Source organism: Candidatus Limnocylindrales bacterium, from assembly GCA_035571835.1.
Classification (GTDB): Bacteria; Desulfobacterota; Binatia; order UBA1149; family CAITLU01; genus DATNBU01.
The window spans coordinates 96,285-120,616 of sequence record DATNBU010000044.1; the positions used below are offsets into that span (position 1 = coordinate 96,285).

General features: G+C 60.2%; 22 protein-coding genes. 5 read left to right on the forward strand and 17 right to left on the reverse strand.

The window, feature by feature from the left end:
• Positions 1 to 49: 49 nt before the first annotated feature.
• From VN634_21100 to VN634_21125, 6 genes are all read right to left on the reverse strand, one after another.
• Positions 50 to 481, reverse strand: coding sequence for a hypothetical protein (locus VN634_21100; GenBank protein HXC53397.1), 432 nt, complete (start codon positions 479 to 481; stop codon positions 50 to 52).
• A gap of 44 nt (positions 482 to 525) precedes the next feature.
• Positions 526 to 792 carry a hypothetical protein gene (locus tag VN634_21105; protein HXC53398.1) on the reverse strand — a complete coding sequence of 89 codons (267 nt, stop codon included), beginning with the start codon at positions 790 to 792 and terminating at the stop codon, positions 526 to 528.
• Positions 793 to 1,283: 491 nt separating this feature from the next.
• Positions 1,284 to 4,790 carry a HEAT repeat domain-containing protein gene (locus VN634_21110; GenBank protein HXC53399.1) on the reverse strand — a complete coding sequence of 1,169 codons (3,507 nt, stop codon included), beginning with the start codon at positions 4,788 to 4,790 and terminating at the stop codon, positions 1,284 to 1,286.
• Between the two features lie 492 nt (positions 4,791 to 5,282).
• Entirely contained in the window at positions 5,283 to 5,921 is a 639-nt protein-coding gene (locus tag VN634_21115; protein ID HXC53400.1) for a hypothetical protein, read from the reverse strand.
• 41 nt (positions 5,922 to 5,962) lie between these two features.
• A complete protein-coding gene (locus VN634_21120) occupies positions 5,963 to 7,576 on the reverse strand; it encodes an adenylosuccinate synthetase (GenBank protein HXC53401.1) in 1,614 nt (537 codons plus the stop codon).
• A gap of 3 nt (positions 7,577 to 7,579) precedes the next feature.
• Entirely contained in the window at positions 7,580 to 9,007 is a 1,428-nt protein-coding gene (locus tag VN634_21125; GenBank protein HXC53402.1) for an ImmA/IrrE family metallo-endopeptidase, read from the reverse strand.
• Between the two features lie 604 nt (positions 9,008 to 9,611).
• Between VN634_21125 and VN634_21130 the strand changes: the two genes are divergently transcribed.
• On the forward strand, positions 9,612 to 11,345 hold the full coding sequence (locus tag VN634_21130; protein ID HXC53403.1) for an amidohydrolase family protein: 1,734 nt from the start codon (positions 9,612 to 9,614) through the stop codon (positions 11,343 to 11,345).
• A gap of 11 nt (positions 11,346 to 11,356) precedes the next feature.
• Positions 11,357 to 12,391 (forward strand): TauD/TfdA family dioxygenase, encoded by a 1,035-nt coding sequence (locus VN634_21135; protein ID HXC53404.1) that lies wholly within the window; start codon positions 11,357 to 11,359, stop codon positions 12,389 to 12,391.
• 33 nt (positions 12,392 to 12,424) lie between these two features.
• Here the strand turns inward: VN634_21135 and VN634_21140 are convergent, their stop codons facing one another.
• Positions 12,425 to 13,183 carry a hypothetical protein gene (locus tag VN634_21140; GenBank protein HXC53405.1) on the reverse strand — a complete coding sequence of 253 codons (759 nt, stop codon included), beginning with the start codon at positions 13,181 to 13,183 and terminating at the stop codon, positions 12,425 to 12,427.
• 236 nt (positions 13,184 to 13,419) lie between these two features.
• Between VN634_21140 and VN634_21145 the strand changes: the two genes are divergently transcribed.
• Positions 13,420 to 14,403, forward strand: coding sequence for a hypothetical protein (locus VN634_21145; GenBank protein ID HXC53406.1), 984 nt, complete (start codon positions 13,420 to 13,422; stop codon positions 14,401 to 14,403).
• A 5-nt stretch (positions 14,404 to 14,408) separates the two neighbouring features.
• Here the strand turns inward: VN634_21145 and VN634_21150 are convergent, their stop codons facing one another.
• From VN634_21150 to VN634_21190, 9 genes are all read right to left on the reverse strand, one after another.
• Positions 14,409 to 15,281 carry an NAD(P)-dependent oxidoreductase gene (locus VN634_21150; GenBank protein ID HXC53407.1) on the reverse strand — a complete coding sequence of 291 codons (873 nt, stop codon included), beginning with the start codon at positions 15,279 to 15,281 and terminating at the stop codon, positions 14,409 to 14,411.
• A 52-nt stretch (positions 15,282 to 15,333) separates the two neighbouring features.
• Positions 15,334 to 15,981 carry a class I SAM-dependent methyltransferase gene (locus VN634_21155; protein HXC53408.1) on the reverse strand — a complete coding sequence of 216 codons (648 nt, stop codon included), beginning with the start codon at positions 15,979 to 15,981 and terminating at the stop codon, positions 15,334 to 15,336.
• A complete protein-coding gene (locus VN634_21160; GenBank protein ID HXC53409.1) occupies positions 15,978 to 16,763 on the reverse strand; it encodes a hypothetical protein in 786 nt (261 codons plus the stop codon). Before VN634_21160 ends, VN634_21155 begins: the two co-directional genes overlap by 4 nt.
• Before the next feature lie 97 nt (positions 16,764 to 16,860).
• Positions 16,861 to 17,217 carry a hypothetical protein gene (locus VN634_21165; GenBank protein ID HXC53410.1) on the reverse strand — a complete coding sequence of 119 codons (357 nt, stop codon included), beginning with the start codon at positions 17,215 to 17,217 and terminating at the stop codon, positions 16,861 to 16,863.
• Between the two features lie 113 nt (positions 17,218 to 17,330).
• Positions 17,331 to 18,035: a hypothetical protein gene (locus VN634_21170; protein ID HXC53411.1), complete on the reverse strand. Its 705-nt coding sequence runs from the start codon at positions 18,033 to 18,035 to the stop codon at positions 17,331 to 17,333.
• 520 nt (positions 18,036 to 18,555) lie between these two features.
• Entirely contained in the window at positions 18,556 to 18,945 is a 390-nt protein-coding gene (locus VN634_21175) for a RidA family protein (GenBank protein ID HXC53412.1), read from the reverse strand.
• A 5-nt stretch (positions 18,946 to 18,950) separates the two neighbouring features.
• A complete protein-coding gene (locus VN634_21180) occupies positions 18,951 to 19,529 on the reverse strand; it encodes a hypothetical protein (protein ID HXC53413.1) in 579 nt (192 codons plus the stop codon).
• Positions 19,530 to 20,023: 494 nt separating this feature from the next.
• Positions 20,024 to 21,637, reverse strand: a complete 1,614-nt coding sequence (locus VN634_21185) for an NAD(P)/FAD-dependent oxidoreductase (protein HXC53414.1) — start codon at positions 21,635 to 21,637, stop codon at positions 20,024 to 20,026.
• A gap of 205 nt (positions 21,638 to 21,842) precedes the next feature.
• Complete coding sequence (locus tag VN634_21190; protein HXC53415.1) at positions 21,843 to 22,367, reverse strand: DoxX family protein; 525 nt, start codon at positions 22,365 to 22,367, stop codon at positions 21,843 to 21,845.
• A gap of 105 nt (positions 22,368 to 22,472) precedes the next feature.
• On the opposite strand from VN634_21190, the gene VN634_21195 reads away from it, so the two are divergent.
• Both VN634_21195 and VN634_21200 read left to right on the forward strand, forming a co-directional pair.
• Positions 22,473 to 22,973 (forward strand): sigma-70 family RNA polymerase sigma factor, encoded by a 501-nt coding sequence (locus VN634_21195; protein ID HXC53416.1) that lies wholly within the window; start codon positions 22,473 to 22,475, stop codon positions 22,971 to 22,973.
• Entirely contained in the window at positions 22,970 to 23,581 is a 612-nt protein-coding gene (locus tag VN634_21200) for a hypothetical protein (GenBank protein ID HXC53417.1), read from the forward strand. The genes VN634_21195 and VN634_21200 overlap by 4 nt, the downstream gene beginning before the upstream one ends.
• A 33-nt stretch (positions 23,582 to 23,614) precedes the next feature.
• On the opposite strand, the gene VN634_21205 is transcribed toward VN634_21200, so the two are convergent.
• Positions 23,615 to 24,307 carry a hypothetical protein gene (locus VN634_21205; protein HXC53418.1) on the reverse strand — a complete coding sequence of 231 codons (693 nt, stop codon included), beginning with the start codon at positions 24,305 to 24,307 and terminating at the stop codon, positions 23,615 to 23,617.
• Positions 24,308 to 24,332: the final 25 nt, after the last annotated feature.

The following is a 24,332-nucleotide window of genomic DNA, read 5'->3' on the forward strand; positions in this document are numbered from 1 at the left end:
TTTCTCAGGATCCTCTTCCACACCGGTCTACTCGGTGAAGGACATGTCCCTACTCCGGTTTCACCGCCGATTCACGAACGACGCGCTCGCAGCCAGCCGCCAGGACCCAGCCTGAGAGTCCGTACGACGAAGTGATCGAGAAGGCTTTGGTCCCGCCGCTGGTGAGCTTGGCGACTAGCGTGACGAGGTTGCCCGCATACTCGATGGGTGGCCACGCGAAGTGCCATGAGTCTTCGAAAAGGACCGCATTTTCACGAAGGAGTCGTTCCAGGGAGACTTCCTCGACGTCGAACAGGATGTTGCCCTTCAGGACATGCTCGAAGAAGTGAGCACAGACCTCACGGAAAACCACATCCGTGAACTCGTGAGGCATCTTGTCCCGAAACGCCGTATGCAGCACGAGTCGCCGCGCTTCGCAGTCGACGACATATGCGTAGACGTGGTTGTCGTGCACTGATGGCTCGTGTTGCATCTCGTCCATGGAAACCGCTCGAAGAACGGAATCGGCGGTCTGGTGATCGCGGATTACGGCTCCGGGACGCATGCCTTGTCGCACGACCAGTCGGGATCGACGCCGCAGACGTCGCCATCGTCGCAGTCCGTATCGTGCAGGCATGCGTAGTGGACGCTGCAGCTGAGAGGTTCGTGCGAGACGGCGGCGCGCAGGATCAGCAGCGCGTCACTCGAGGTAAGGTTGCGGTCGCTGCCGGGATCGCAGTTGCAGTTGTGAACGCACGGCGAGCTCAGGCCGACGGCGCCTCTCAGCGCCGCGAATGCATCGGAGGAAGTCACAATTCCGTTGCTATTCGCGTCGCCACACGGAAAGAAAGCGGCCGTCGCGCTCTGCGGCGATAGGACGGCGAACAGTGCGAAAAGCGACGATGCGAGTCGGTGTAACCGGACTCCGGTGCGATTGCGGCCAGGCGCGGCCTCTGGGCTTGTCGACATCGGACTGTCCTCCTCGACGCGCGAGCGTGAGGACGGGTTTCTAACTCGGGCCGGCTCGGTTTGTCCACTCAAGATCGGATCGACGACGTTGGAAGCACCTGCGGATTCGCTGGGGCCGCTAACTGTACCTTGGCGGTGCGGGAGGCGTATGCCTACGGCGGCGACGTGCTCGAGGAGCTCACCGCCGGTGACAATCCCGGAGCACCGGACGAATGCTACGAAGGCTGTGTCAGTAACAACGCGAGATGCGGCATAGTCACATTACTGTAGTCAGTTAGCGCATTGGAAAAACGTATTCCCGCACATTAATAGCTGTCTGCGGAAGTAGCTTGCCCCTATCCTTTCCTGTCGCGATCGGCCTTGTTGGCTGATGAACCGCGCTGCACATCCCAGCCTAGTCGCTCATTAACCTTTCGCAGCTCGGTCGTAAGTCGCGTTCCAACTAAACCAATTCGCATTGCAGCTTTCCCAATATGACGCACCGGTATTGGTTCACGCGGATTCAAGTAAGGCGGAAGTCCATCAAGATCCCTTGAGAACAATAGCCGGCCGAAGCTCCGTGACGTCCCTGATAGCAGACTGGCTGCGTGACCATCTATGTGCGCGCGTAGGCGCATCAGATTTCGGGTCTTCTCGTCGAGCCATTTTTCAGACAGGTATTGCCACGCGATGTCGCGAACTTCGTCAGATGGATCTGCAACAACTGCTTGGCTGACGGCATCTCGTGTTTCCTCGTCTGGCCAGGTGCTTACGATGGCTTGCAGTGCGGAGTGTCGAACGCCGCTGTGTGTATCGTGCAGCAAACGTTCAACAACGAGCGCGCGGCTGGCGCCGTCCGGACGTATTTTTGCAATTGTCAATATGGCTGCACCACGGACGATTGGATCCTCATCGTATTGCGCGTGATGCACTATCAGGTCTCTCGCTTTTCCATCCGGCCAATGCGCGGCCAGCAACTGCAGTGCATCGCTCCGGCTCGCGGCGTCGCCGTCGGCCATTATATTCTCGAGTAGCAGCCGGTGACTATCGTTCGGCCAAGTCTGCACGAGGGCTTGGAGCGCGGCAGCGTGGAGCTTCCAGAGATCAGCCTTTGGTGACAGAAGATCAGTAAGAAAAATGCGCGTCCGTTCGTCAGGCCAACGCTCGGACAGCGCGCGGACGCATGCAGCGCGAATTTCAAACTCGAATTTGGAGAACCGAATAATCGTCTCGAAGAGATCCCGCGCCACGCCACTACTGGGAGCTCGCCATGCTTCGATGCCCCCGAAAAGACTCTCCCACGTCATTCCGGAACCTGCCTCAAACTTTGAGCCGCAGCACAAATCGTCCGTGAGCCACCCCGCCATTCGAGACGAATCACGTCGAATGAGCGCAGAGAGATAGGTGCCAATCGGCGTAGCGCTACGGTCCTCGAGTATATGAACCATACTGAACAGCTCGTCATTTGAAAGATGGGGAAGCAGGAGATCGATCGCGTCGCGTCGAACCTGATACAAGCTCGCTTTTGTCGCATCGATCAGCTGCGGTTTGACCGCCCCGCCGAGTTGTCCAAGTGCTGCTAGAATTTCAAGCTGAGTCGTGGCCGGAACGCGCGACCCCTGATTGAAAACGTCCAGGGTGGACTTAAGGGCGGCCTCGAATACTTTACGCGTATCGGGTCGCAACTCCGCCACTCCCGCAATGTCCCGAACGATGTTTGCGCATAGCGCGACTACAGGAGCCCGCTGCGCTATAGACTGACCTCGCTGCTGAAGAAGCCACTTAACATATCGATTCGCCTTCTCGTCGGACTCTTTTGCCCACTGTCCGCCAAGCAACTGAAGGGTCTCAAACCACTTCGCCAAACGGAGTCGGGGTTCGATGATTTTAGTAACGTCGTCAAATTCGAGATTCGAAAGTTGCCAAGCTGCCAAAAACTCCTGGAACGTCAGATGCACAAAGCGATAGCTCAGCGTGCGCCTGCTGACCAACAGACCGCTGGTCAGTTCCTGTCGCTGGAGGAATAGTTCTGCTCGCGCGGCCGCGTCGTCCTCGCTCTTTGCGCCTTGATCAATGAAACGTGGCGCTAAGAGCTTGATCATTTCCGCCTTTGAGGCCTCGTCGTGATCGGCATCCCGACAAAGAATGTGTAGAGCGATCTCTGCAAATCTCTTTCGAACCCATGCACGTCGCTCATGGATTTCGTCCTCTGATCGTTCGTCGAATATCCCGAACTTGCGACTGTGCTGAATGTGTTCAGCCTCTCTCCGTTGCCCTAGAAGCACATCCACACATTCGTCGTATAAATCTACACGCTGTTCTGGAAGTCGCTTTCGGTTCCAATGAACGATGGCGACTACCGTCAGGAGCAGCGGGTTCACCGCCAGCGTTCGAATCCTATCGTTCTTTTCGACCCCTTCGAGAAGACTCGTAAATTCACGTTCTGCATCGCTGGTGGGGCTATTCACATCCTCCGGACGGATTCGAAACAACAGTGCGACCCAGTTACGAACAAAATGGAGACGATCCTCAAGATCAAACGGCTGGATATCACAACGCGCGAACCCACCCTTAAGAATTGTATCCCCAGTATAAGCTCGGATTCTCGAGCTAACGACGAATCGGTTCTCGCTGTACCGGTGGACAAAATCTTCCGTCAGTCGACTGACTGTCGCGCGAGCAGCATCAGAAGGGACTTCATCGAGTCCGTCGAGCAGGATGCAGCAGCTTCCAGATTCGAGAATCGCTTCGACGTCAGCAGTGCCGACTTGAAAGTCATACGTAGTGAGTCGATCAGCGATGAACTCTACCAAGGTGCTGGCACGGGCATGTCCTTTTTGTTTCAAGAAATCAGACAGATCCCAACACGATACAAAGATCGGGATTGGTAGCGGTTCGACGAAAGAAAGCTTTTCGAGTGCTAGGGCAGAACTCTTAGTTAGGAATGATCGAGCCAGGATCAGGGCCACAAACTTCAGGAAGGTGGATTTGCCGCTTCCGGGATCGCCGACAATCACAAGCTTACGATACCGCGCCAGAGCGGTCTCAATATCAATCGCAGCTCCTTCGGAAGTCTCAGCGCTATCAGGCTGACCATTCGCATCTGGGTCGAACATGACCCGCAGCTTCACATAGATTTCGCTTAGCGGAATCTCGAAAGTGCGGTCGTTGTCGATTCCAGAAATATCCAACCGGTGGAAGTTCTGTTCTATGTGCCGGTAGTAGCTGGGAGACGGGAGCGGAGTGTTTGTTTCGACAGCAATCTGTGTCGGTGCCTCAATTGCCCAAGGCCTCGCGGGGTTGCTGAGCCACTGACTGAGGTCGCGATCAAATACATCTGCGAAGCCATCCTCTCCGGGGTAGTCTGCACTGAACACTCCAAGCTCACGAAGTCTTTCACGGAATCGAAGCACCTTCTCCCACTGGTCTGCGGCCGATCGAATCTCCACTAGATCGTTTGACTCTATTAAGAAGCGCTCGCTGTGTCGGAAAAACCACTTTATCTCAGGCCAACCGCCATGAGTTCGGTGCCATCCTAAAGCTGTATTGAATTCCTCTTCTGTTCCGGACTCTGCCTTGCCAGTGGGAGTGCCAAACCGTCGCCCCATGATGCCAATCACGAGCACTAGCGAATCTTTGAATCGCTCTAATGTTTGCGCCGTAATAAGCTCCTGCGGATGACCGATTCCTGTCGTCGCGTAGTTTTTCCAATCGACTACATCAAACCGCGCGCCCCAAACGTGCGCCGTGCCACGATTGTAGTGATCGAAGAATCGGTGCACATGCGCTCGCTCACCGTCTACATCCTTCGGCGACGCCAAAAATACGTGGTATTGTTTCAGCGCACGAGGAGTTAGAGCCATGATTCGCACCTTCTCGACTGACCTTGGTCGCCATGTATTCCAGACACACCCGGCATGTCTGCTCCGGCCTAACCAATCTCGATGACCTGCGCCAAGTCACGTCAACGGAATCTCCCCGGGTTCTAAAATCAGCGTCGCAAACCTTCGCCTGCCATTCGCAGCATGCGCTGGGGGGCATGGGCGTGACGAAATCGATCGTCAAGTTTCGTCATTGCGGTTATCACTCGGGGCCACTGGGGTAGACGCGAATTGCGCTTCAAGCGAGCTGGCTAGCAGTGCTAGAGGTTTAGCCGCCGTGAGATCGCCTCGACAGATGCGGCCGATAAGAACGCCGTGAAAAGCAGGACGGACAAATCCATAGCCACTTCACTCTCCATCGCCCTAGCCTAGTAGAGTCGGAGTGGAATGAAAGAAGATGCCCCAAGGCGTGCTGCCGCCAAGAAATTGCCTCGACTGACGCGGCAACTCTCGGTGTCGGCGATCACGCCTAGGTCAGCGCTGATAAAAAGATTCAATAATTTGATAGTTGCCGGTCCTTACCGTCGCATGCTCAGCTTTTATGACATGATTGAGCATGTCAGGAACTTGGTTCCGAATCGTTAGTTCGACAATGGCTGAGTAGTCAGGACTGCGCCGCCGCGATTCATATGGGTAGTCCGCTAGAGTTCTAAATGTCGATCTGCCGCGAGAATGCGCGAACGGTCGAGTATTCCCAGTATTCATATGAGTGATCTCAATACTCGGCTCGTACTTCGCAACCAGTGACGCGCTATCAACGTAAATAATCGTGTGAGTACGAGCCCGGTACTCTGCGGCCGACATGAGTGTGATCAGGCGCTGGAAATTCAGCCAGAAGAATACGCGCTCGTTCAATATGCGATACCACGTTGTCGCATCGCAGTCTGTTAGACATGATTTCAGCTTTTTTTCCGAAAGCGGTTTTTGATCACGCAGGACAGCGATTTCCCCTCCAGCGTTTGAAATTACCACCGACTCGCGACGCTGCATCGAAAGGAGCGCTGTCCGATCCGGTTCGGAAATAGCGAACGAACTGGTGAGGGCTTCTGAACTCAAAAGTCCTAGTTTGGTGATTAGCGGCCACGAGCCTTCCCAAGCCATGTGGTAGAGCACTGGATAACGCCTAGTTAGATCTTCGATGCTGACTGACACGATCACCACGCTCGCCGATCAATAATACTTTTCCAATGGAACCTGGTCGAAACCAGCGAGACTGGAGCCGAGGCAACTTTTTCGATCTCCTCCGCAAACCGAATCGTTTCTGGTGTCAGCTGCTCGAAGCGACGCGCGTCACTGTTCTTGCTCGCAATGTAGTCCGCGAATGTAAGTGCAATATCCGTGGGTGCATTCAACGAAGCCGCTTTGCGTAGCAGCACCCAATCAAATTCGCCGACGCGTCGGCGCTTATGGGAAACTGACCCAAGTTCGACCTTCTTCAATTCTGTTTCTGGAAGACCAGAGCGGTTGCTGATTTCTTTCCAAGTCAGTTCCCCCGCCCGTAGTGGGCCTGATGAATGGCCGCTCGGACTTTGAACTCTGATGACGTAGCTACGGCATACCATAACCACGCGCCTTACTCGGATCGGCGGTATTCCTGCTTCCGCTAGACAGCCCGCGACTGTGGTATCGCGCGAGGTCACGTGCGGGTAGGTACCGTGGTAGATGCTAAGGCCAGTACCTTGCGTTCCTTCGAGGAGGACGCGTTTTCTCTTCGCATACGCCTCTTCCAGTTGCTCGGCGACCGGACGACAAAACGCTTTAAGTGTCGGGATGTCGCGAGCTAATGTGTGCTTGCTCTTAGCGCGATCAAGGATGCGCCGCGCTGCAGCGGCGCCGACGCCTTGTCCAGTAGAGCCAATTACATCTACAAGTCGCTTTTCATTGCGGCGGTCAGCTTCGTTGATAACCATCGCTTGAGGGTCGATTGATAGGCGCTTGCTGTCAACGTCGCAGTCGGCGACTTCCTTCAGGAGAGTGTTGATATCAATTACCGCACCGGGGCCAATGAGAAGCTGCGCGTCGCAGAAGCGCGTTCCTGAAGGCAGTTGTCTGTGCGTGTATGGCTCGGGATCCTGAAAAACTTTGTGGCCGGCGTTTGGACCACCAACTCTCACTAGCACGTCGTATTCCGGCGCAATGTAGGAACATATATGCCCTTTACCCTCGCTGCCGAATTGCCCGCCCACCACAACATCGACTACGCGATCATGCTCTCGACCGTATAGCCCAAGGTGGCTTGCGACTCGGACAAGGACGTCTTCCACTTTGCTTTGGTCACTCTGTACCACAACGTCAGCGATATCCTTCAATCTGCCAATTCTACTTTCTGTTTTACTGCCAGCGCGGACTTCTGAGTAGGATGGTAGCTCTCTGGCAACGCTCCCTTTCCTGCCAATATAGCGGTCAGCCAATTCGTCGTCGGAGGCGCTGAGGTGAATATGGACAACGCGCGGGCCATATGCACGTCGTAGGGCATCGACCTGCTCCGACTTACGAACCGCATCCACAACGACAAGCGATTCCTGTAGCGCCCGATCATGTATGTACCTGCTGAGTTCCTGCTCGACCCAGCGGCCATTAGTTTTCGCGTCCAATCGATCGCCTAGGCGTTGAAGCTCACGACGCTCGCTCCGTGCGTCGGGGTAGCGCGACTGAATGATAGATTTTGTCTTTAGTATGTACGCTCCGAAGCGGTCTTGCAGGCCTTGGCACAGCGTGGATTTCCCTGCCGCCACGGGGCCCGAGATTAGAACGATCTGGAGTTTCATAAGCTAAAAACTAGCGGCATACGGCAGATCAAGTTGAGAGCGCGGCTTGATGCTCGCGTTTGGAAGGTCATAGATCGTTACCGCGATCCCTCGCGCGCATAGTTCTTCGGAGATCAAATTGGCGACTAGGGGCCAGGATCCGCCGGCTTCACCACTACCAATTCTTGGCATATGTATGGCTGCGCGATTCTGAAGAGCGATGTCGGCCAGTTGTTTCAAGCAAACTCGCAGCGCCCCATATTTTAAACGAACGGTTGATGATGGGCCGTAGCCGTGCTGGCAAATCATCTGAAAGGCCAAGGTATTGGTCTCAACTCTCGAGGCGTATGTTTGTCCGAGCCGTGATCCTCGCAAGGCCTCGAAGTGGAGGCGAAAAGCACGTTGCGCTTCCGGCCATCTTTCTTTCAGAGCTCGACCAAATCCAGCACCCCAATTGGGAGTCTTGTCGTTCACTATGTGTGCGATGATCTTTTCGCCAGATCCGCGAGGTGCCAGCGCGTTCCCGCGAAGAATCTCAACCGAAGGCCCCAAGTTACGAACTGAACCGGGTCGCAACAGACCGGCGATGCGCGGCGCGACGCGTCCCAGGTAGGGCGAAATTCCAACCAGTTCGACTCGAAAGCGTTCTGCCGACGACCAAGTTTCTGTCGCCTTCGCCGTCTCGCCAATGGCTCTAATCTCGTTTGCTACGCTAGTCGCGGGCAAGCGGTATCCGCGTTTAATACCTGGATCCCAGCCAGCTGTGTGTTTAACGTACTCCACAACATAGGTTGGAGTATGAGTGGCACGAGTCTCGTCGCGGACAGCTGCAAATGCCGCGGCAGGAGATCCGGAAAGTCCTATGAGTCGCAATATCACGGCTTCGACTGAGGCTTCGTATCTTTTCCGAAGCGCGAGGGCTGTGTCGATGGAGAGATTGGATCTCGATAGGTCATCTTGGATGCTGCCTATCGGGAGTAGTAGTTCAGCCGCCGCGAGATTACACAGCATTTCAAGTTCATATTCGGCCGGCGACGTTGCGGCGTGATGCCCGCGATTCCTGATCTCATCCGTGCAATCTGGGAAAAAAGTGTGAGCCAATTCATGGCACAAAGAGAAACGAACCCGACCGCGAGACCTGCTTGGATTGTATTCTATGATCGGTCGGCCGTTCGGACCAGACACCGTTCGGGCATCTGGAATGTCTGCTCGCGAAACGACAGAAATCCCTCTTAATTCGGCCAGCTTGAACGGATCGACAGGGACTGTCAGCGCGCACTTGTCTACAGCGTCGAGCACTAACTGTCTTGCACTGTCCACGATCACGTCCATAGGGTCGCGATCACCTGCCAAGCGTAAGACCGAGGGATGACTCCAAGCGCGGCTGATCGGATCGCGCTTAGTAGCGTACTTTCCGATAACAGCATTCGAAAAATCGTATTCTTTTCTCATCAAGCCTTACTCTCGATCTGCGCGGTACGCGGCACGTTCCGCCGCGCTGGGACGGCGCGCGCTGATAATTCGTGTCCTCTCGCCTCTGTCACAATGGCACACGACTATCAGCGTGCCGTGTCTCGAAGTGCCGATCGTAACGAACCGTTCTTCGTCCACAGAATGGTCTGGGTCGAAGACCGTTCTCGAAAGCATATCCGCGAAAATAGTACTTGCCTCATTGAACGAAACCCTGTGCTTGCGGAAGTTCGATTCTGCTTTCTTATCGTCCCATTCGAAACCTCTAGCCATAAGATAGAACTAAAGAAAATCTTGTTGATTGCTGCGCATGATATATGTCGCTTGATCAGCCACTGCCAGAGTGTTGACCCAGTCGGCTTGCACTTCAGGCCTTCGGGCGCGGGTCGGCGCGACAGGAATGTTACTGCTGAGGACTGTCAGAACCGTACGCGTACTGGCTTTCGGTATGGTCAATTCTGATGAAAACTGCGCAGAGAGAGGTATTCTGGCCCAGACTTCTAGCCCGACCTGTCACAGCCAGCCTGGGCGCTCAGGGGTGGGCCCACCGCTGGTCATGGTGTCTGCCAGCGAGTACTGAATACCGATGGCCGCGGGCCCGCATCCCTTCGACGTCGTCATTCGCGGCGGCACTGTTGCCGACGGCACCGGCGCCAAGCTGCGTGAGGCCGACGTCGCCATTCGCGGCGGGCGCATCGCGCAGGTTGGCCAGGTGCCGGGCTGCGGCGCCGAAGAGATCGACGCGCGCGGCCTCCTCGTCGCGCCCGGCTTCGTCGACATCCATACGCACTACGACGGTCAGGCAACGTGGGATCACCGGATGACGCCGTCGTCCTGGCATGGCGTGACGACCGCGGTGATGGGAAACTGCGGCGTCGGCTTCGCACCGTGCCGCCCGGCCGATCACGACACGCTCGTGCGCCTCATGGAAGGCGTCGAAGACATCCCGGGCGTCGTTCTCGCCGAAGGTCTTCCATGGAACTGGGAGACGTTTCCGCAGTTCCTCGATGCGCTCGCCTCGCGGCACTACGACATCGACGTCGCGACCCAGCTGCCGCACGGCGCGCTGCGCGTCTATGTGATGGGCCAGCGCGGCGCCGACCTCGAAGCTGCCACCGCAGACGACATCGCGTCGATGGCACGGCTTGCACGCGAAGCTGTCGAGGCCGGCGCGCTCGGATTTTCGACGTCGCGCACGCTCAATCACCGCACCAGCGACGGCAAGCCGACGCCGACGCTCACGGCCGCCGAAGGCGAGCTGCTCGGCATTGCCGCAGCGCTCGGCGCCGCGGGAAAAGGCGTGCTGCAGTTCGTGTCGGATTTCCTCAACGCGGCCGAAGAGATGTCGATGCTGCGGCGCCTAGTCGAGAAATCCGGACGGCCACTGTCGGTGTCGCTCGTGCAGTCGGACTTCTCGCCGAACGCGTGGCAGCGCCTGCTTGGTGCGATCGAAAAGGCGGCTTCCGAAGGTCTTCCGATGCGAGCGCAGGTTGCGGGCCGGCCGGTCGGACTGATGCTCGGCCTCGAGACGACGCTCAATCCGTTCGGAGGTCACCCGAGCTGGCGCGAGATCGCGACGCTGCCGCTTGCCGTCAAGGTCGCGCGCCTGAGGGATCCGCAGTTTCGCGAGCGTCTGCTCGCCGAAGAACCGGCCGCGAACCGCTCACCGGTTCACGCGATGCTGCAGAACTTCGAGAAGATGTTCGTGCTCGGCGATCCGCCCGACTACGAGCAGCCCGTCGAGCAGTCGATCGCCGGCCGCGCGCGTGCGCTCGGCGTCCGTCCCGAGGAGCTCGTCTACGATGCGATGCTCGAGGGCGACGGCCGCGGCATGCTGTACTTTCCGTTTCTCAACTATACCGGCAACAACCTCGACCCGTCGCTCGAGATGATGCGCAGCCCGAACACGGTGCTCGGCCTCGGCGACGGCGGCGCGCATCTCGGAACCATCTGCGACGCGAGCTTCACGACGCACATGCTCACGCACTGGACACGCGACCGGCGGCGCGGCGAGAAGCTTCCGATCGAGACGGTGGTGCGCTGGCACGCGCGCGATACCGCCGAAGCCGTCGGGCTGTTCGACCGGGGACGTCTCGAGCCCGGCTACAAGGCCGACATCAACGTGATCGACTACGACCGCCTGCGCATGAAGCCGCCGCGTATCGTGCACGATCTTCCGGGAGGCGGCCGGCGTCTGATCCAGGAAGCCGACGGTTACTGCCTCGCGATGGTCGGCGGAATCGTCACGTACCGCGACGGTGCAGCAACTGCCGATCTGCCGGGACGGCTGCTTCGCGGGGCCCGGCCGGCGCCGGAATAAAGGAGAACGCGATGACTGCAACGCAGTGGACGCCGAGAGTTCTCGAACCCGAATGCGAATGGACGTCGGCCGACGTCGCCGACGAATCCGTCTGGACCGAGCACTTTGCTGCCGACGAGCTCGAAGAGCTCGATGCGGCGCTTCGCTGCGCGCTCGCGCGCTCGAACGACGTGCTCGAAGTCGGGCGCGACGACTTTCCGCTTCCGCGTCTTCGCGAGCGCCTGGTCGCGATCGAAAAGGAGCTGATCTCCGGTCGCGGCTTCGTCCGCCTGCGCGGCATCGAGCGCGAGCGCTACTCGCAGGCCGAGATGGAGATGCTGTACTGGGGCATCGGCATGCACCTCGGCACGCCGTGGGCGCAGAACCACAAGGGCCACGTGCTCGGCGACGTGACCGACCAGGGAAAGGCGATGAACGATCCGACCGCGCGCGGCAACGAGCTCGGCGGCATTGCGCTGCCGTTCCATTGCGACGGCTCGGATCTGGTCGGGCTGATGTGTCTTCAGAACGGACTGCGCGGCGGCCTGTCGGCCGTTGCGAATTCGGTGACCATTCACAACCGCATGGTGCGCGAGGATCCCGAGCTTGCCGCCGAGCTGTACAAGCCGCTGCCGTACGATTACCGCGGCGAGCAGGCGCCGGGCACCAGGCCTTTTTATGCGCTTCCGGTCTTCACCGACTGGAACGGCCGGTTGTTCGTGCGCTGCATTCCGCCGTACATCCTCGCGTCGCAGCGTCATCCCGAAGCTCCGCGCATCGGCGAGCTCGGCATGCGTGCGCTGACTCGCCTGGTCGAGCTCGCCGACGATCCGGTCAATCACGTGACGATGGAGTTCGTGCCCGGCGACATGCAGTTCATCAACAACTATCACGTCATGCATGGCCGGACCGAGTATGCGGACGACCGCGCCGAAGGGCGCGTGCGGCATCTCAAACGCTTGTGGCTGGAGACCGACGTTCTCGATGACCGCCCGCCGTATTTCGCCAACAACGTCAGCTCGCACTGGAACGGGCGGCGAAGCGCCAGCCGGATGGTCGTGAACTAGCCGGGTTTCGTTCGCAGGCGTCGGCGCACTTCGTCAATGGCTCTCGGTTGCGGCTTCCTGCCGGAACACGACGAGGCAGCCCGCAATCGCGACCAGAAGAACCGCCGTTGCGGTGTAGCGGCTGAGCGCCAGCCCACCGCTGGCCACGGGCTTGTCGAGGAAGTCGCCGACGACGGCGCCGAGCGGACGCGTCAGCACGAACGCCGCCCAGAACAGCAGCGTGCGCGAGATGCTCGTCCACAAGTACGCGGCTGCGACGATCGCGAGCAGCGCGCCGAAGACCATCGCCGCGCCGGTGTAGCCAAGGTCGGCCGAGTCGGCCGTCCAGTCGCCGAGCGCGGTTCCGAGGGTCTGCGACAGCATGATCGTCAGCCAGTAGAACATCTCGGCTTTCGGCGAGCTCACGGAATCGACCGACACCGTGCCGAGCGTGCGATACCAGAGCGCGAACGACCCGACGAGCAGCGTGATCAGCAGCACCACGCCGCCGGCATAGCCGATGCCGAGCGATCGGTCGGCAAAATCGGCCAGCGTGGTTCCGACGGTGGTCGTCGCGATGATCGTCGTCCAGTACAGGTACGGGTTGAATCGCCTGGCCGAGATCTGGGCGCCGGCGGCAGCGACAAAGATCACCGTGAAGATGACGGTCGCGGCGAGGTAGCCGAGGTCCATCGACATCGACACCGCGTCGCCGCCGGTTTCACCGAGCGTCGTCGCGAGGATCTTCAGGGCCCAGAAGAGCAGGGTCACCTGCGGTACCTTGCTCACCTGCTTCTCGGTCGCGTCGTTCATGGCGGTAGTGACCCTCGCCGGGCGAGGACATGTCGTCCGAGTTCCAGTTGAGTGAAGCGCCGGGCTTGACGCAATGCAACGCTTCACGAAAGTGGCTTGTTGTTTCCGTCCTCACCCGCGACGATGGGTGACATTGTGTGGGTCGCACGGTCCGTGTGTTTCGGTCCCGGACCGGTAGCTCCGCCTTTATGATCCATCGCGCGCGACGATGTCGCGCGGCGCAAACGGAGGTTTTCATGAGTCGCTGTCTTCACGGAATCCGCATGGGCGCCCTGGCGCTTACGTTCGCCGCAATGCTCGTCAACTGCGGTGGGGACGATGATGGCAACGGCGGCGGCGGCGGCGGTGCGATTACGCTGCGGCGGTTCTTCGGCATGAACGGTGACGGCAATTGCACGAACGTCGTCGTGACCGTCGACCTTGCGGCTGCAGGCGCGGTACTGGCGCGCAGTGACGGAGATCTCGATTGCGCGATCGATGCCGTCCTGGCCGGAAACGGATGCCATGGGACCTTCACCGAGCTCGAAAACGGCGACACGCTGCGGGTCACGATCAGCGGCTGCACGATTCCGGCGACGACCAACCTGTTCATCTGCGGCTTCGAAGACGCCGATCTTTCCGAGCTGACGTCCGAGAGCAGCGCCCAGTGCACGTGCGCCACGGCCGGCTGTGACAACAGCCCGCCGCTTTGCATCGACGACAACCTCGATCCGCGCTCGTGCGAGGATTGCGACAACAACAAGGACGACGACGGCAACGGTCTCAAAGACTGCGCGGATCCGAACTGCGAGCACTCGCCGCTTTGCGAGGGCTCGCCGGCGACCACGATCGAGACGGTGACGACCTCGACTCTCCCGTCCGAGCCGCTTTCGATCAATTTCCTGCTCACATCGTCGAGCGCTCCGGTCGGCGCGCTTCAGCTCACCGTCAACTACGCTTCGGCTCCGGGGCAATTCGAGGGTATTGGCGGGGACGTGGAATGCGTCAGCAACGTTCCCGGCGCGCTGTTCGCGCCGAACGACAATGACGCGACCCGACGGCTTTCGCTCGGGCTGATCTCGCTGTCGGGATTCAGTGCGCCGGCCGATCTGGTGTCGTGCAGCTTCCTGCCGGGAACTCCGGTGCCGGTGCCGCACAACTTCACGATCGTCGTCAACGATGCGTCGGACACCGACGGTAACCCGATCGACGTCGACGTCGATGTAACGGTTACGCAGTAAGCGCGTCAGCGGACCAGCCCGGCCCGGTAGTCCGGATAGACCGGCGACCATGCCAGCAGATCGCGTGCTCGCTTGTTGGTCACGCGAAACGACGGCATGAGCGAACGTCCGCCGGGCTGCGGCGGGCTGGTTCCGGCAAGCGCGCACACGTAGCTGAGGACATCGCGCCACGTTGCCGGCTGATCGTCGGCGACGATCAGCGCCTGCCGCGACGGCCAGCGCTCGATGGCCGCGACCGTGGCCGCCGCCATGTCGGCGATGTGGACGAGCGAGACATAGTCGTTTCCTTCGTCGGGAAGTCTGAGCTTCCCGGCGTTCGCGCGGGCGAACCAGTCCTCGTCGAAACCGGTGCCCGGGCCGTAGAAGAGCGCGCCGCGCAGAACGAGCCAGTCGAGCTCCGATTCTTCGATCGACCGCTCCATGGCGCGCACGGCAGAAATCGCCGCGCCCGCGATGCCGTCGTCGGCGACAGGATGGAACGTCGTCTCGTCGGCCCACGCATCGCCGCCGCCGGCGTGCGTCATCGCGATGCTCTGCTGGAGGATTCGCGCGACGCCCGCATCGCGGCATGCACGCACGAAGACTGGTGTGCCTTCGCGGCGCAGCTCATCGTTCTTTGCGTAGTCGCCTTTCGAGCTCGGGCCGGGAAGGCTCGTGGCGAGATTGATCGCGACGTCGCAGCCGTCGAGGCCGCTTCGCAGCGACGCCTCGTCGAAGATGTCGGCGGCGAGTACGTCGGCGCCGCACGCATTGGCGATCGCTGCAGCCTCGGGACGCCGCACGAGCGCGCGGACGCGATAGCCGGCAGCGACGAGGCGCGGCACCAGATGACGCCCGTACACTCCGGACGCGCCGAGGACGGCGATTCGCTGATTCATCTCGAGGATACCTTCTTCGGATCGATTCGCCGGCTCGCGCTTTCGAGCGAGGCTACCGATTCGGCCGGGATGCTTGGCTTTTTCGCCATACGCTCGCAAGCCATGGCTGCCGGTCGCGCGGCAGGCCCGGCGGCCGGTAGTAGTGCTCGAGCTCGGTGAAGCCGGCCGCGTCGAGAAACGCGCGCCACGATGCGAGGTCGTGATAGGTCCCGTAGCGTCCGTGGTTCCATCCTTCGTCGTTGTTTCCGCGCGGATTCGAGCTGAACAGCACGCCGTCTGGCTTGAGCGCCGCGCGGAGCTCGCCGAGCACGCGCGGCAGCTCCTGGCTCGGCACGTGAAACAGCGACGCGTTGGCAAAGATGCCGTCGAAGTATTCGGCGGGAAGCTCGAGCGCGAGGAAATCCTGCTCCCAGACGTCGCAGCCGCTGTGCTCGCGCGCCATCGCCGCGAGCGGCGGCGAGCCCTCGAGTCCGATCGGCTCGTGCCCGAGCGCGCGCAGCGCAATCAGGTCGCGGCCGGGGCCGCAGCCGAAATCGAGAATCCGCAGAGGCGGCGCGCCGTGAATGTGGCGCAGCAGCGCGTCGATGTTCTGCGAGACGTCGTGGTCGCGCGTGCCTTCCCAGAAATCACGAGCCGACTGGTTGTAGTGATCGAGAGTCCGCGCGGTGATGGTCGCGAGCTCGTCGGGCGTCTGCGTCATTTCGGCACTTTCGATTTGGCCGAGGCTTGTTCCTCTTTGCGCAGGACTTCGCGCAGCTGGCCAAGCGTCTTGACCGCAACCGGTTTGGTCTGCGCGCCGAAGTCGAGGATCGAGTTGCCTTCCTGTTTGAGCACCATCGGTCCGAGCGCGTACAGGCGCCATCCTTCGACGCTCATTTTCCCGTCCATGACTGGAGGTCTCTTCGATCTGCCCCACGTTCCGTGGAGCGGGACCTTCCGGCGGCGGTCCTGGTCCGTGTAATCGAGTATCAGCGAGTACTTGATGGTGGTGCTGTTCTGACGCTCGACGGTGCCGGTGATGGACCAGGGTGCAGCGAAATCGCCTTCGGCGCTCGCGGTTGCCACGTGAATCCTTCGCGTGGCTTCGCTGACGTCGATCTTGCGCGAAGACTGCACTTGATCGGGTCCTTCCGGAATGGCCTGGTCGAGCAGCGTGATCGCCAGCTTGTAGATGAGCAGCGGCGCGTCGATTGCGTCGATTGCGTATCGGTCTTCCACCGCAAGATCCTTGATGAGCAAAGCGCGGCCCGAGACGAGCATCAGCGTCCCGTGTTCGGTCTTTTCACCGTGCCGGCTATCGACGTCGATTCTCATGTCGCGGTCGCTTGCGAACGTGAGCTTCCATTCGGCGAAGTCGGGGCTGTCCGGATGGTCGGCGCGCAGGGTCGCGCTGGTCGCGGTGTACCATGCGGAGCTGTCGCTGCAGACGATCGCGGCTTGCGGGTCGTCGGCCGCGGCTGCGAGGCGCGCGCAACAGAGCAAGACAAGGAGCCTCGCGATGATTCTGGAAATCTTGCTCATGGGCATGCTGTAGCTCGTCGCATGTTCTCGAACCAGCGGCCTCAGGCGATGCGTTCGTCTAGTTGCCGGGCTTCCACCACAGCGGGTCTGACGAGACGCTCGCTTCGAAACCGGAACGGTGCGCGATCTCCATATACTTCAGAAATTCCGTCCGATCCGGCGGCGAGTCAGGCCCGCCGGTCGATAGCGCGGTTGCGAGGTTGTGAGCTGCATGTCCGTAACCGATGTCGGCGGCCGTCCTGAGCCAGCGCACGCCTTCTGTATAGGAGGTCTGGTCTCCCGTCAGCGTCAGATACGTCCCCAGCGCTGTCTGCGCCTCGAGATCGCCCTGGCTCGCGAGAGGCTCCAGCAGTTTTCGAACTTCATCGAACGCGTTGCGGTGGTAGGCACCGCGAGCCTCGTCGTAGATGGACATCGCAACCTCGGTAGGTTCGATGCTACGATTCCGGGTTCCGGTCAAGAAGCAGGCCGCTCGTGGTGTCCGGGCCCAGAAATAACCTGTGGCGGGAGGATGCGTCGTCCGACATGTCATCTCTCTTTTGTTATCGCGGCCTGGAGAGTAGCCGCGGAAGCCAGGACGTCCGCCTGCTTGAGATGTTCGTGCGCCGAGCAGTTCGTAAATCCGATCTGGTGAACTGCCTGGCCCGGACCGACCAGAATCACGTCGATGGATTCTTTCTCATGGTCGAGTGATCCAAACTGGAAGCCCTGCACCATTCCGGTCAGCTCGTAAAGATCCCGTTTACCGAGAAGCAGGATCTCCTTCACCCGGAGCAGGAACCGGATCGTATTGTTCGCCCACGGAGTGGACCAGCGAAGATCCTTCGGTGTCAGCGACAGCCACGCCCGCATCAGCGCGAAAGGTTCATCGGTACCCGCTGCTTTTACGAGATAGTCCCGGACGTACGGGGCCATTTCTCCTTCACCAAGCCAGGGCGCGGCAATTCGTCGATCGGGATCATCGATGATGATGGCGTTGCCGTTCGTGCAGAAGATGTACGTCGCACTTTTCGCGCGCGTCGGTTCTTTTCTGATCGTGCACGGAACGCCGAAGGTCATGCCGTAAGCCGTCACCGGCGTGAGCTCGAATGACGGTGCGTCGATAGGAGTTGGAAGAGGGGCGATCCGGAGCGCCATCTCCGGCGCGTCGGAGTGAAACAGCACGTGCGCCGCGAGCCAGTAGCGGGCGGCGGCATTGGCCAGCCAGATGGCGGCGAACAGAAGGATCACCATCCACGGGGTTCCCGCACGTATGATCGCGACATCGCCCGAAGGCGTCGTGAGCGCGTCGCGAATCGGACTCCCGGGCGGTGACTTTTCCAGAAGAACTTCTGCGACGCTCCGGCCGTTGTCCAGATCGAGCGGAATCGACCATCGAATTCCGCGCTTGCGCTGAACCGTGAGGTAGTTCTGACCGAGACGCCTCCGGAGTTTCGCGCGGCGCACGTTGTCCCACGGCAGTCGGAATATGCGGCTGATCCGGATCTCGTCGGCCGTGACGGCAACGTGTGGAACGAACGTGATGAAAAGCGCAAAAGCGCTCGTGCAGAGGCCGAAGAATAGCTTGTCCGGCTGCACGTAAGCGAGCCACAGGGCCAAGGGAATGACGACAAGCGGGATCCGCCCGAGACGCGGGGCGGCGTAGAAATTTTCCTGGGATGGAGGGCTGGTCACGACGACTCAATCACTACCATACGATGCCCGCCACCGTCACCGTCCACACGTGACGGATCTTACCAGTTCGAATCGATCTTCAGTTATCGTCCGCGACGCAGTCCACTTCGAGCTCTACCAGCCACTCGGCGTTGATGAAGCCGACAACCTGAACGAACGTATTGGCGGGCTTGATCGACGAGAACACCTCGCCGTGGGCGCGCGCAGCCTCCTCCCATCTCGAAATGTCCGTCAGCATCACGCGAGTTCGAACGACGCTGTCCAGCGTGAGCCCGGCATCGGCGATGGCCTGAGAGACAATCTCGAGACATCGCCTGGTCTGACCATACATGTCGCCGACAGCGGCGACCCCGCCGTCGGGCGCAATAGGTGCAGTCCCGGCGACCGCTACGACGTTGCCCACGCGCACGGCCCGCGAGAAGCCGATACGGGATTCAAAAGGTGATCCGGAAGAAACCAGTTTCCGCATGTCTGTTATTCCGGCAGGCCCTGAAGCTGGTCATTGAACGTGATGGTCGCGAGAAACCAGACGTCGTGAGGCTTGTAGAACCAGAATTTCAATACGAGGGGATGCTGCTCCAGCCTCAGGATGTACGTCAGTGAAACGACCGAAGTGCCGAACGGCTTCTCTTGGATGAGCTCGGAATCGAGGATCTTGCCGTATACGGGCAGTGCTGCCTCGGTCTGCCGCTTGAGTGCATCGACGGCCTGCGGTTTCTGCGCGGGAATGCTCGATCCCTGGAAGAGCAGGTCGAACGCCGGCCCCGTGCCTTTGTCGGAGAGCGCCTTGAAGAACTGCTCGGCGCGCTGCCGGGGAAGCATCGGCTCATCGGCAGATGCGGCAGAGATCGAGAAGGCGACGAGAACCCCGGCGAGTAGTAGTTTTCGCATGTTCCTCCCGACAGAAAGAGACCGAGTCATTGGCGTTCTATAGACCGGCCATACAGCACTGTTAAGCGCCTTCACTGAAATCCGTTCAAGCGCTCTGTGACGATCGCCGCACTCATTGATCGAGCACGTCCGCTCTTCATCGAAAGTACGCTGTTGGCGCACGATCTCGCATTCTTTGCGCGAACCGTTCGCGTTCCTCGCGGCGAGCTCGTGCCGAAATCTGTTCAGCCCGGTATCGCTCGAGCCGGATCTCGTCTTGTGTACGCATCGGAAGATCGTCCAGCTCGTGAGCATCGAACCAGACGAACTGGCAGCCGCGGCACAGATCGACCTCGGGTCCAGCGGTGGGAACGACATGCATGAAACCCGAACATGACGGACACCTACGGTCGGCCCTTCGCGAAGCTCCGAGCGAGCGCTGCCACATCCGCTGGACGAAATCGTGGCGTACTGCCGTTCGAAGGTTAGCCATCGTCACCGCGCAGCCTTCGCATCGGCGACAGCGCCATACCGCGAATGGCGTGCCTTTCTCCTGGAGAAGCGGCAGATGGCAACATGGGCAATTCATCTGGATCAAGTTCAAACACCGACGGAGTTTCTGAGTTTGTAGGCAGAGCCCATCTGTCGAACTGACAACTGTGTGTGCCCTTTGTCGGTCAGCGAATATCGAAACCCGAGTATCCGTTCTCGGCGCTCTGCCTGCAGAAGCTCAGATAGTCCTGCACCCCGATGTGATGCAACAGCTGACGCGGTTTGCCGGGAATGTTTGCGCCCATGTACCACGAGTCCGCAAGGCCGAGCAGTGTGCCAGCCGCCAGATCGGCCATGTGCTGCGTCCACGCATCGCCGGAAGCCTGCGTGGCCTCGATGCGCGTAAGGCCCTTGTCGCGCAGGTAGCACAGGCAGTCGACGACCCAGTCTCCCTGCAGCTCGGCGCAGGTCGGACCGTTGCAGAACGATGTCGGGCTTTGCGGACCGTACAGCATCAGCAGGTTCGGGTAGTCAGGAATGCCGAAGCCGAGATGCGTCCGCACGCCCGTGCTCCAGGTCTCCTGGAGCGACCGACCGGACAGGCCGCGGATGTCGATCTGCGTAAGCCCGCCGGTGCTGGCATCGAATCCGGTGGCGAGGACGAGGATGTCCATCTCGTAGAGATGCGACTTCGTGCGTACGCCGGTGCTGGTGATTTCCTCGATCGGATCTTCGCGAACGTCGACCAGCGTGACGTTGTCCTGGTTGAAGACCTCGAAGTAGCGCTGCTCGAGCGATGGACGTTTTGAGCCGAATGGATGAGGCGCTTCGGCGGGCGCGAGCTTGTCGGCGACGGCGGGATCGTTGATGCGGGCTCGGGTCTTTTCGCGCCAGAATTTGTACGCGAGCTGGTTGGCGTTCCTGTCAAAGGCGATGTCGCGGAAAGTCCCACCCCAGAAATGGAAGCCGCCTTTTCGCCACGCCGACTCGAAGATCGCAAGGCGCTCTTCCTCGGAAACGTCGAGGGCGGAGCGTTCGTCGGGCTGGATATCGAACAGGCCTCCGCCGGATTGCGCGCGCCGGCGGAACCATTCCGGATAGTGTGCCTTCATCGCGTGCTGCGTCGTCGCATCGAATGTCTGTTGCTGCATCGGCAGCGCGAGATTCGGCGTGCGCTGAAAGACCGTGAGCTCTTCGGCGATCTTGCCTGCTTCCTGGATCACCTGGACGCCGCTGGCGCCGGTGCCGATCACGCCGACGCGCTTGCGGGCGAGGTCGAGACCGTGCTGCGGCCAGTGAGCCGTGTGAAAGCACGGACCGGTGAAGCTCTCGAGGCCAGGCAGCCTTGGGATGTACGCCTTGGACGCGAAGCCGGTGCACGGGATGAAGAACCGGGTGCGGATCCTGTGACCGTCGGCGCACTCGATCTGCCACTGGTCGTGTTCAGCATCGAAGTGCGCAGCAACGACGCGGGAGTTGAAACGGATATCGCGTGAGAGCTGAAGCTTGTCATCCACGTGGCGGAAGTAGCGCCGCAGCTCGTCCCATGCCGGGAAGCGTTCCGTCCAGTTCCAGTCGCGCCAGAGCTCTTCGATCGAAAATTCGTAGTTCGGAACGTGCGAATCGACTCGAGCTCCGGGATAGCAGTTCCAGTACCAGATTCCGCCCATATCCGGGGCAGCTTCGAAGAGGCGCACGTTGAAGCCGCGCTCGCGCAGCCGGTAGAGCTGGTAGAGACCGCTGAAGCCGGCGCCGATGATCAGCGCGTCGAGGAGTTGGGGGTCATCGCTGTTGGACATGCATGCGGGTTCCGACGGGCGCCGAAGGACACTACCTTACTTCCTGCAGACTTTTCAAAGCAGCAGGAGAATGCGTATCCCGCACGATCACGTCCCGCGCGAATAGAAAATGCAGACGGTGGAGAGCGCGAGCAGTAAGAACTCGATCGTAGGCGCATGCTCGCGCCCTCCACCGAACCAGGGAGTTTTGTCCAGGCCCGGCGCGTCAGGTGGATCGTGCTGCGGCCAGCGTCGATTTGAGATAGCCGGACGATCGCGTTCGTGCCCGCAGCAGCGCGTCCAGCGACAGACGGCCTGGTCCGTTGATGAGCAGGAAAAGGCACGTGGCGAGCTGCGCGTATTCCGACCGGATCTCGTGCAGCACGGCCCACATGCCGATCTGCGGCAGCGAAGCCGGAAGCGGTAGTGGCGATGTTCCCAGATACATCGTGATTTTCGTCGACAGCATCGCCACGATCATCTCGATGATGAACGGAACCGCAATGAGCCGGGTCACAAGCCCGGCCAGCAGAAGAACGCCGCCCACGATCTCGAGTGTCCCGACCGCCCCGGCCGTCAGCTCCGGAAACGGGAATCCGAGCTTTGTAAATCGGCCGGCTCCTTGATTGACGAAGACAAACTTGAGAATGCCTTCCCAGAGAAAAACTCCCCCGGCCATCAGCCGAAGAAGGAGAATCGATGCCGGCCCATCGACGGGCGGCTCGCTGAGCCATTGAATCAAGCTGCGCATGGTTTTCGTACCTCCGTGTCGATGAGACCGAAGACTTGTCGAAAACATTCCCGGGAATAATCGACGCTCGCCGCCGGTCTACCCGAATCAGGGACTTCTCCAGTCATGGCGGAACGTGAGATCGAGACGACACTGCTGCCGCACCTGGACTCGGCCTACAATCTTGCGCGCTGGCTGTCCCGGAGCGAAGACGATGCGAAAGACATCACCCAGGAAGCGTTCGCGCGGGCGCTGCGGTTCTTTCCCTCGCTCAAAGGCAGCGCCAAACCATGGCTCCTCAGCATCGTTCGCAACACGTTCTACACGTCGATCGAGCAAAACCGACGCACGCAGCATGAGCCGTTCGACGAAGAACAGCATGGCGCGGCGGATGACGCCCTGGGACCTGAGTTGCTGTCGATGCGCAATGCCGACGTCGTGCGCATGCGCAGCGCGGTCGAAGCGCTTCCGGCTGAATATCGCGAAGCCATCGTCCTGCGCGAGCTCGAGGGTTTTTCCTATGCCGAGATTGCCGAGATCACCGGAGTGCCGATCGGCACTGTGATGTCACGCATTTCTCGCGCGCGCGCGAAGGCCGAAACACTCTTGCGAAGAGGTGGCAAGTGACACCACAGGAGAAAGAAGCATTCTCGTACGCGGCTCCTGCGGATCTGCGGGCATGCATCACGGGCGAATTGCGCAAGGCGGATCTTTCCGCCACGGAGTCGGTCCGGCCGTCTTCGCGCTTTTTCTATGTCGCCCTCGGTCTTGCGTGGGCCGCGTCCCTCGTCTTCGTCGCAGGTCTGTCCTCTCTCCAGTCCGTGGCAGATCCGGTCATGCAGCAGGTCGTCTCCAGCCACGTGCGCTCGATGATGGCCGAGCACCTGACGGACGTCGATTCGTCGGACCGGCACACCGTCAAGCCGTGGTTTGGCGGCAAGCTGGATTTCTCGCCACAAGTCGAAGATCTCTCGGCCGAAGGTTTTCCGCTCGTCGGCGGCAGGCTCGACTATGTTGCGTCGAGGCCGGTCGCGGCACTCGTCTACCGGCGGCAGCAGCACACGATCAATCTGTTCATCTGGCCGTCGAGCGGCGCAGCGACGAGGCCGCGGCTGCACATGCAGCAGGGCTACCAGGTCTTCGACTGGTCGAAGGATGGGATGCAGTACTGGCTGATCTCGGACCTGAACGCATCCGAGCTGCAGATGATGGCCGAGCGGCTTCGCGGGCAGTAACTCGCGCGCGAAGGCTTCCGCGAGTAACGCGACTTATCTGCGAAGGGCGGATACGCCGATTCCGACGCCGACGAACTCGACCGCAGCCATCAGTCCAGCGGTTGCCCGGAATACATCCTGGCCGTCGCCCGCCGGCAGATGATGAACGTGATCGGGAGAGATGAGGATGTAGTGGTGGTAGACGCCGAAGAGGAGTGCCCCGAACATCGAGATCGCGAGAAGCATGTAGCCGCTTCTTGCAAACCGCGTAAAGACAGCCACTGCGGAAATGACCGGGGCGGTAACGATCACGGAGTACGCGAAGACGATCTGCCACGGTGCAAGGTCGACGCCGAGGCTGCGGTGCGCCCAGTCGTGGGCGAGGAGGATCGCGGCGTGCAGGACCACGATCGCGACAGCGGCTGTTCGCATGGATGGGTTCTCGTTTATCGCAAATGGTGTGGTCAGGTTGATCCGAGCACGCTCCCTGAGCCATGTCGTCAGCTCTGTAGGTGTCGAGATGACGGCGTCGTTGGTGCTCAACGCAGGATGAATTTGATCGCGTGAGTATCCGGACGGCAGGTGGGTATCAGCGGCCACCACCCAGGAGTTACGTGGATTCTTTTCGCGTCCGTACATCAGTGACCGTGCAGGAAGTCCCACCACTCCGCCGACCGCCCCGTACGTCGCACGTTGCGAGTGTCGCTCAAGCACTTCTACGATTCGATCGATTTCTTCGACGGCCATCGCTTCTTCCTCTACGTTACAATCG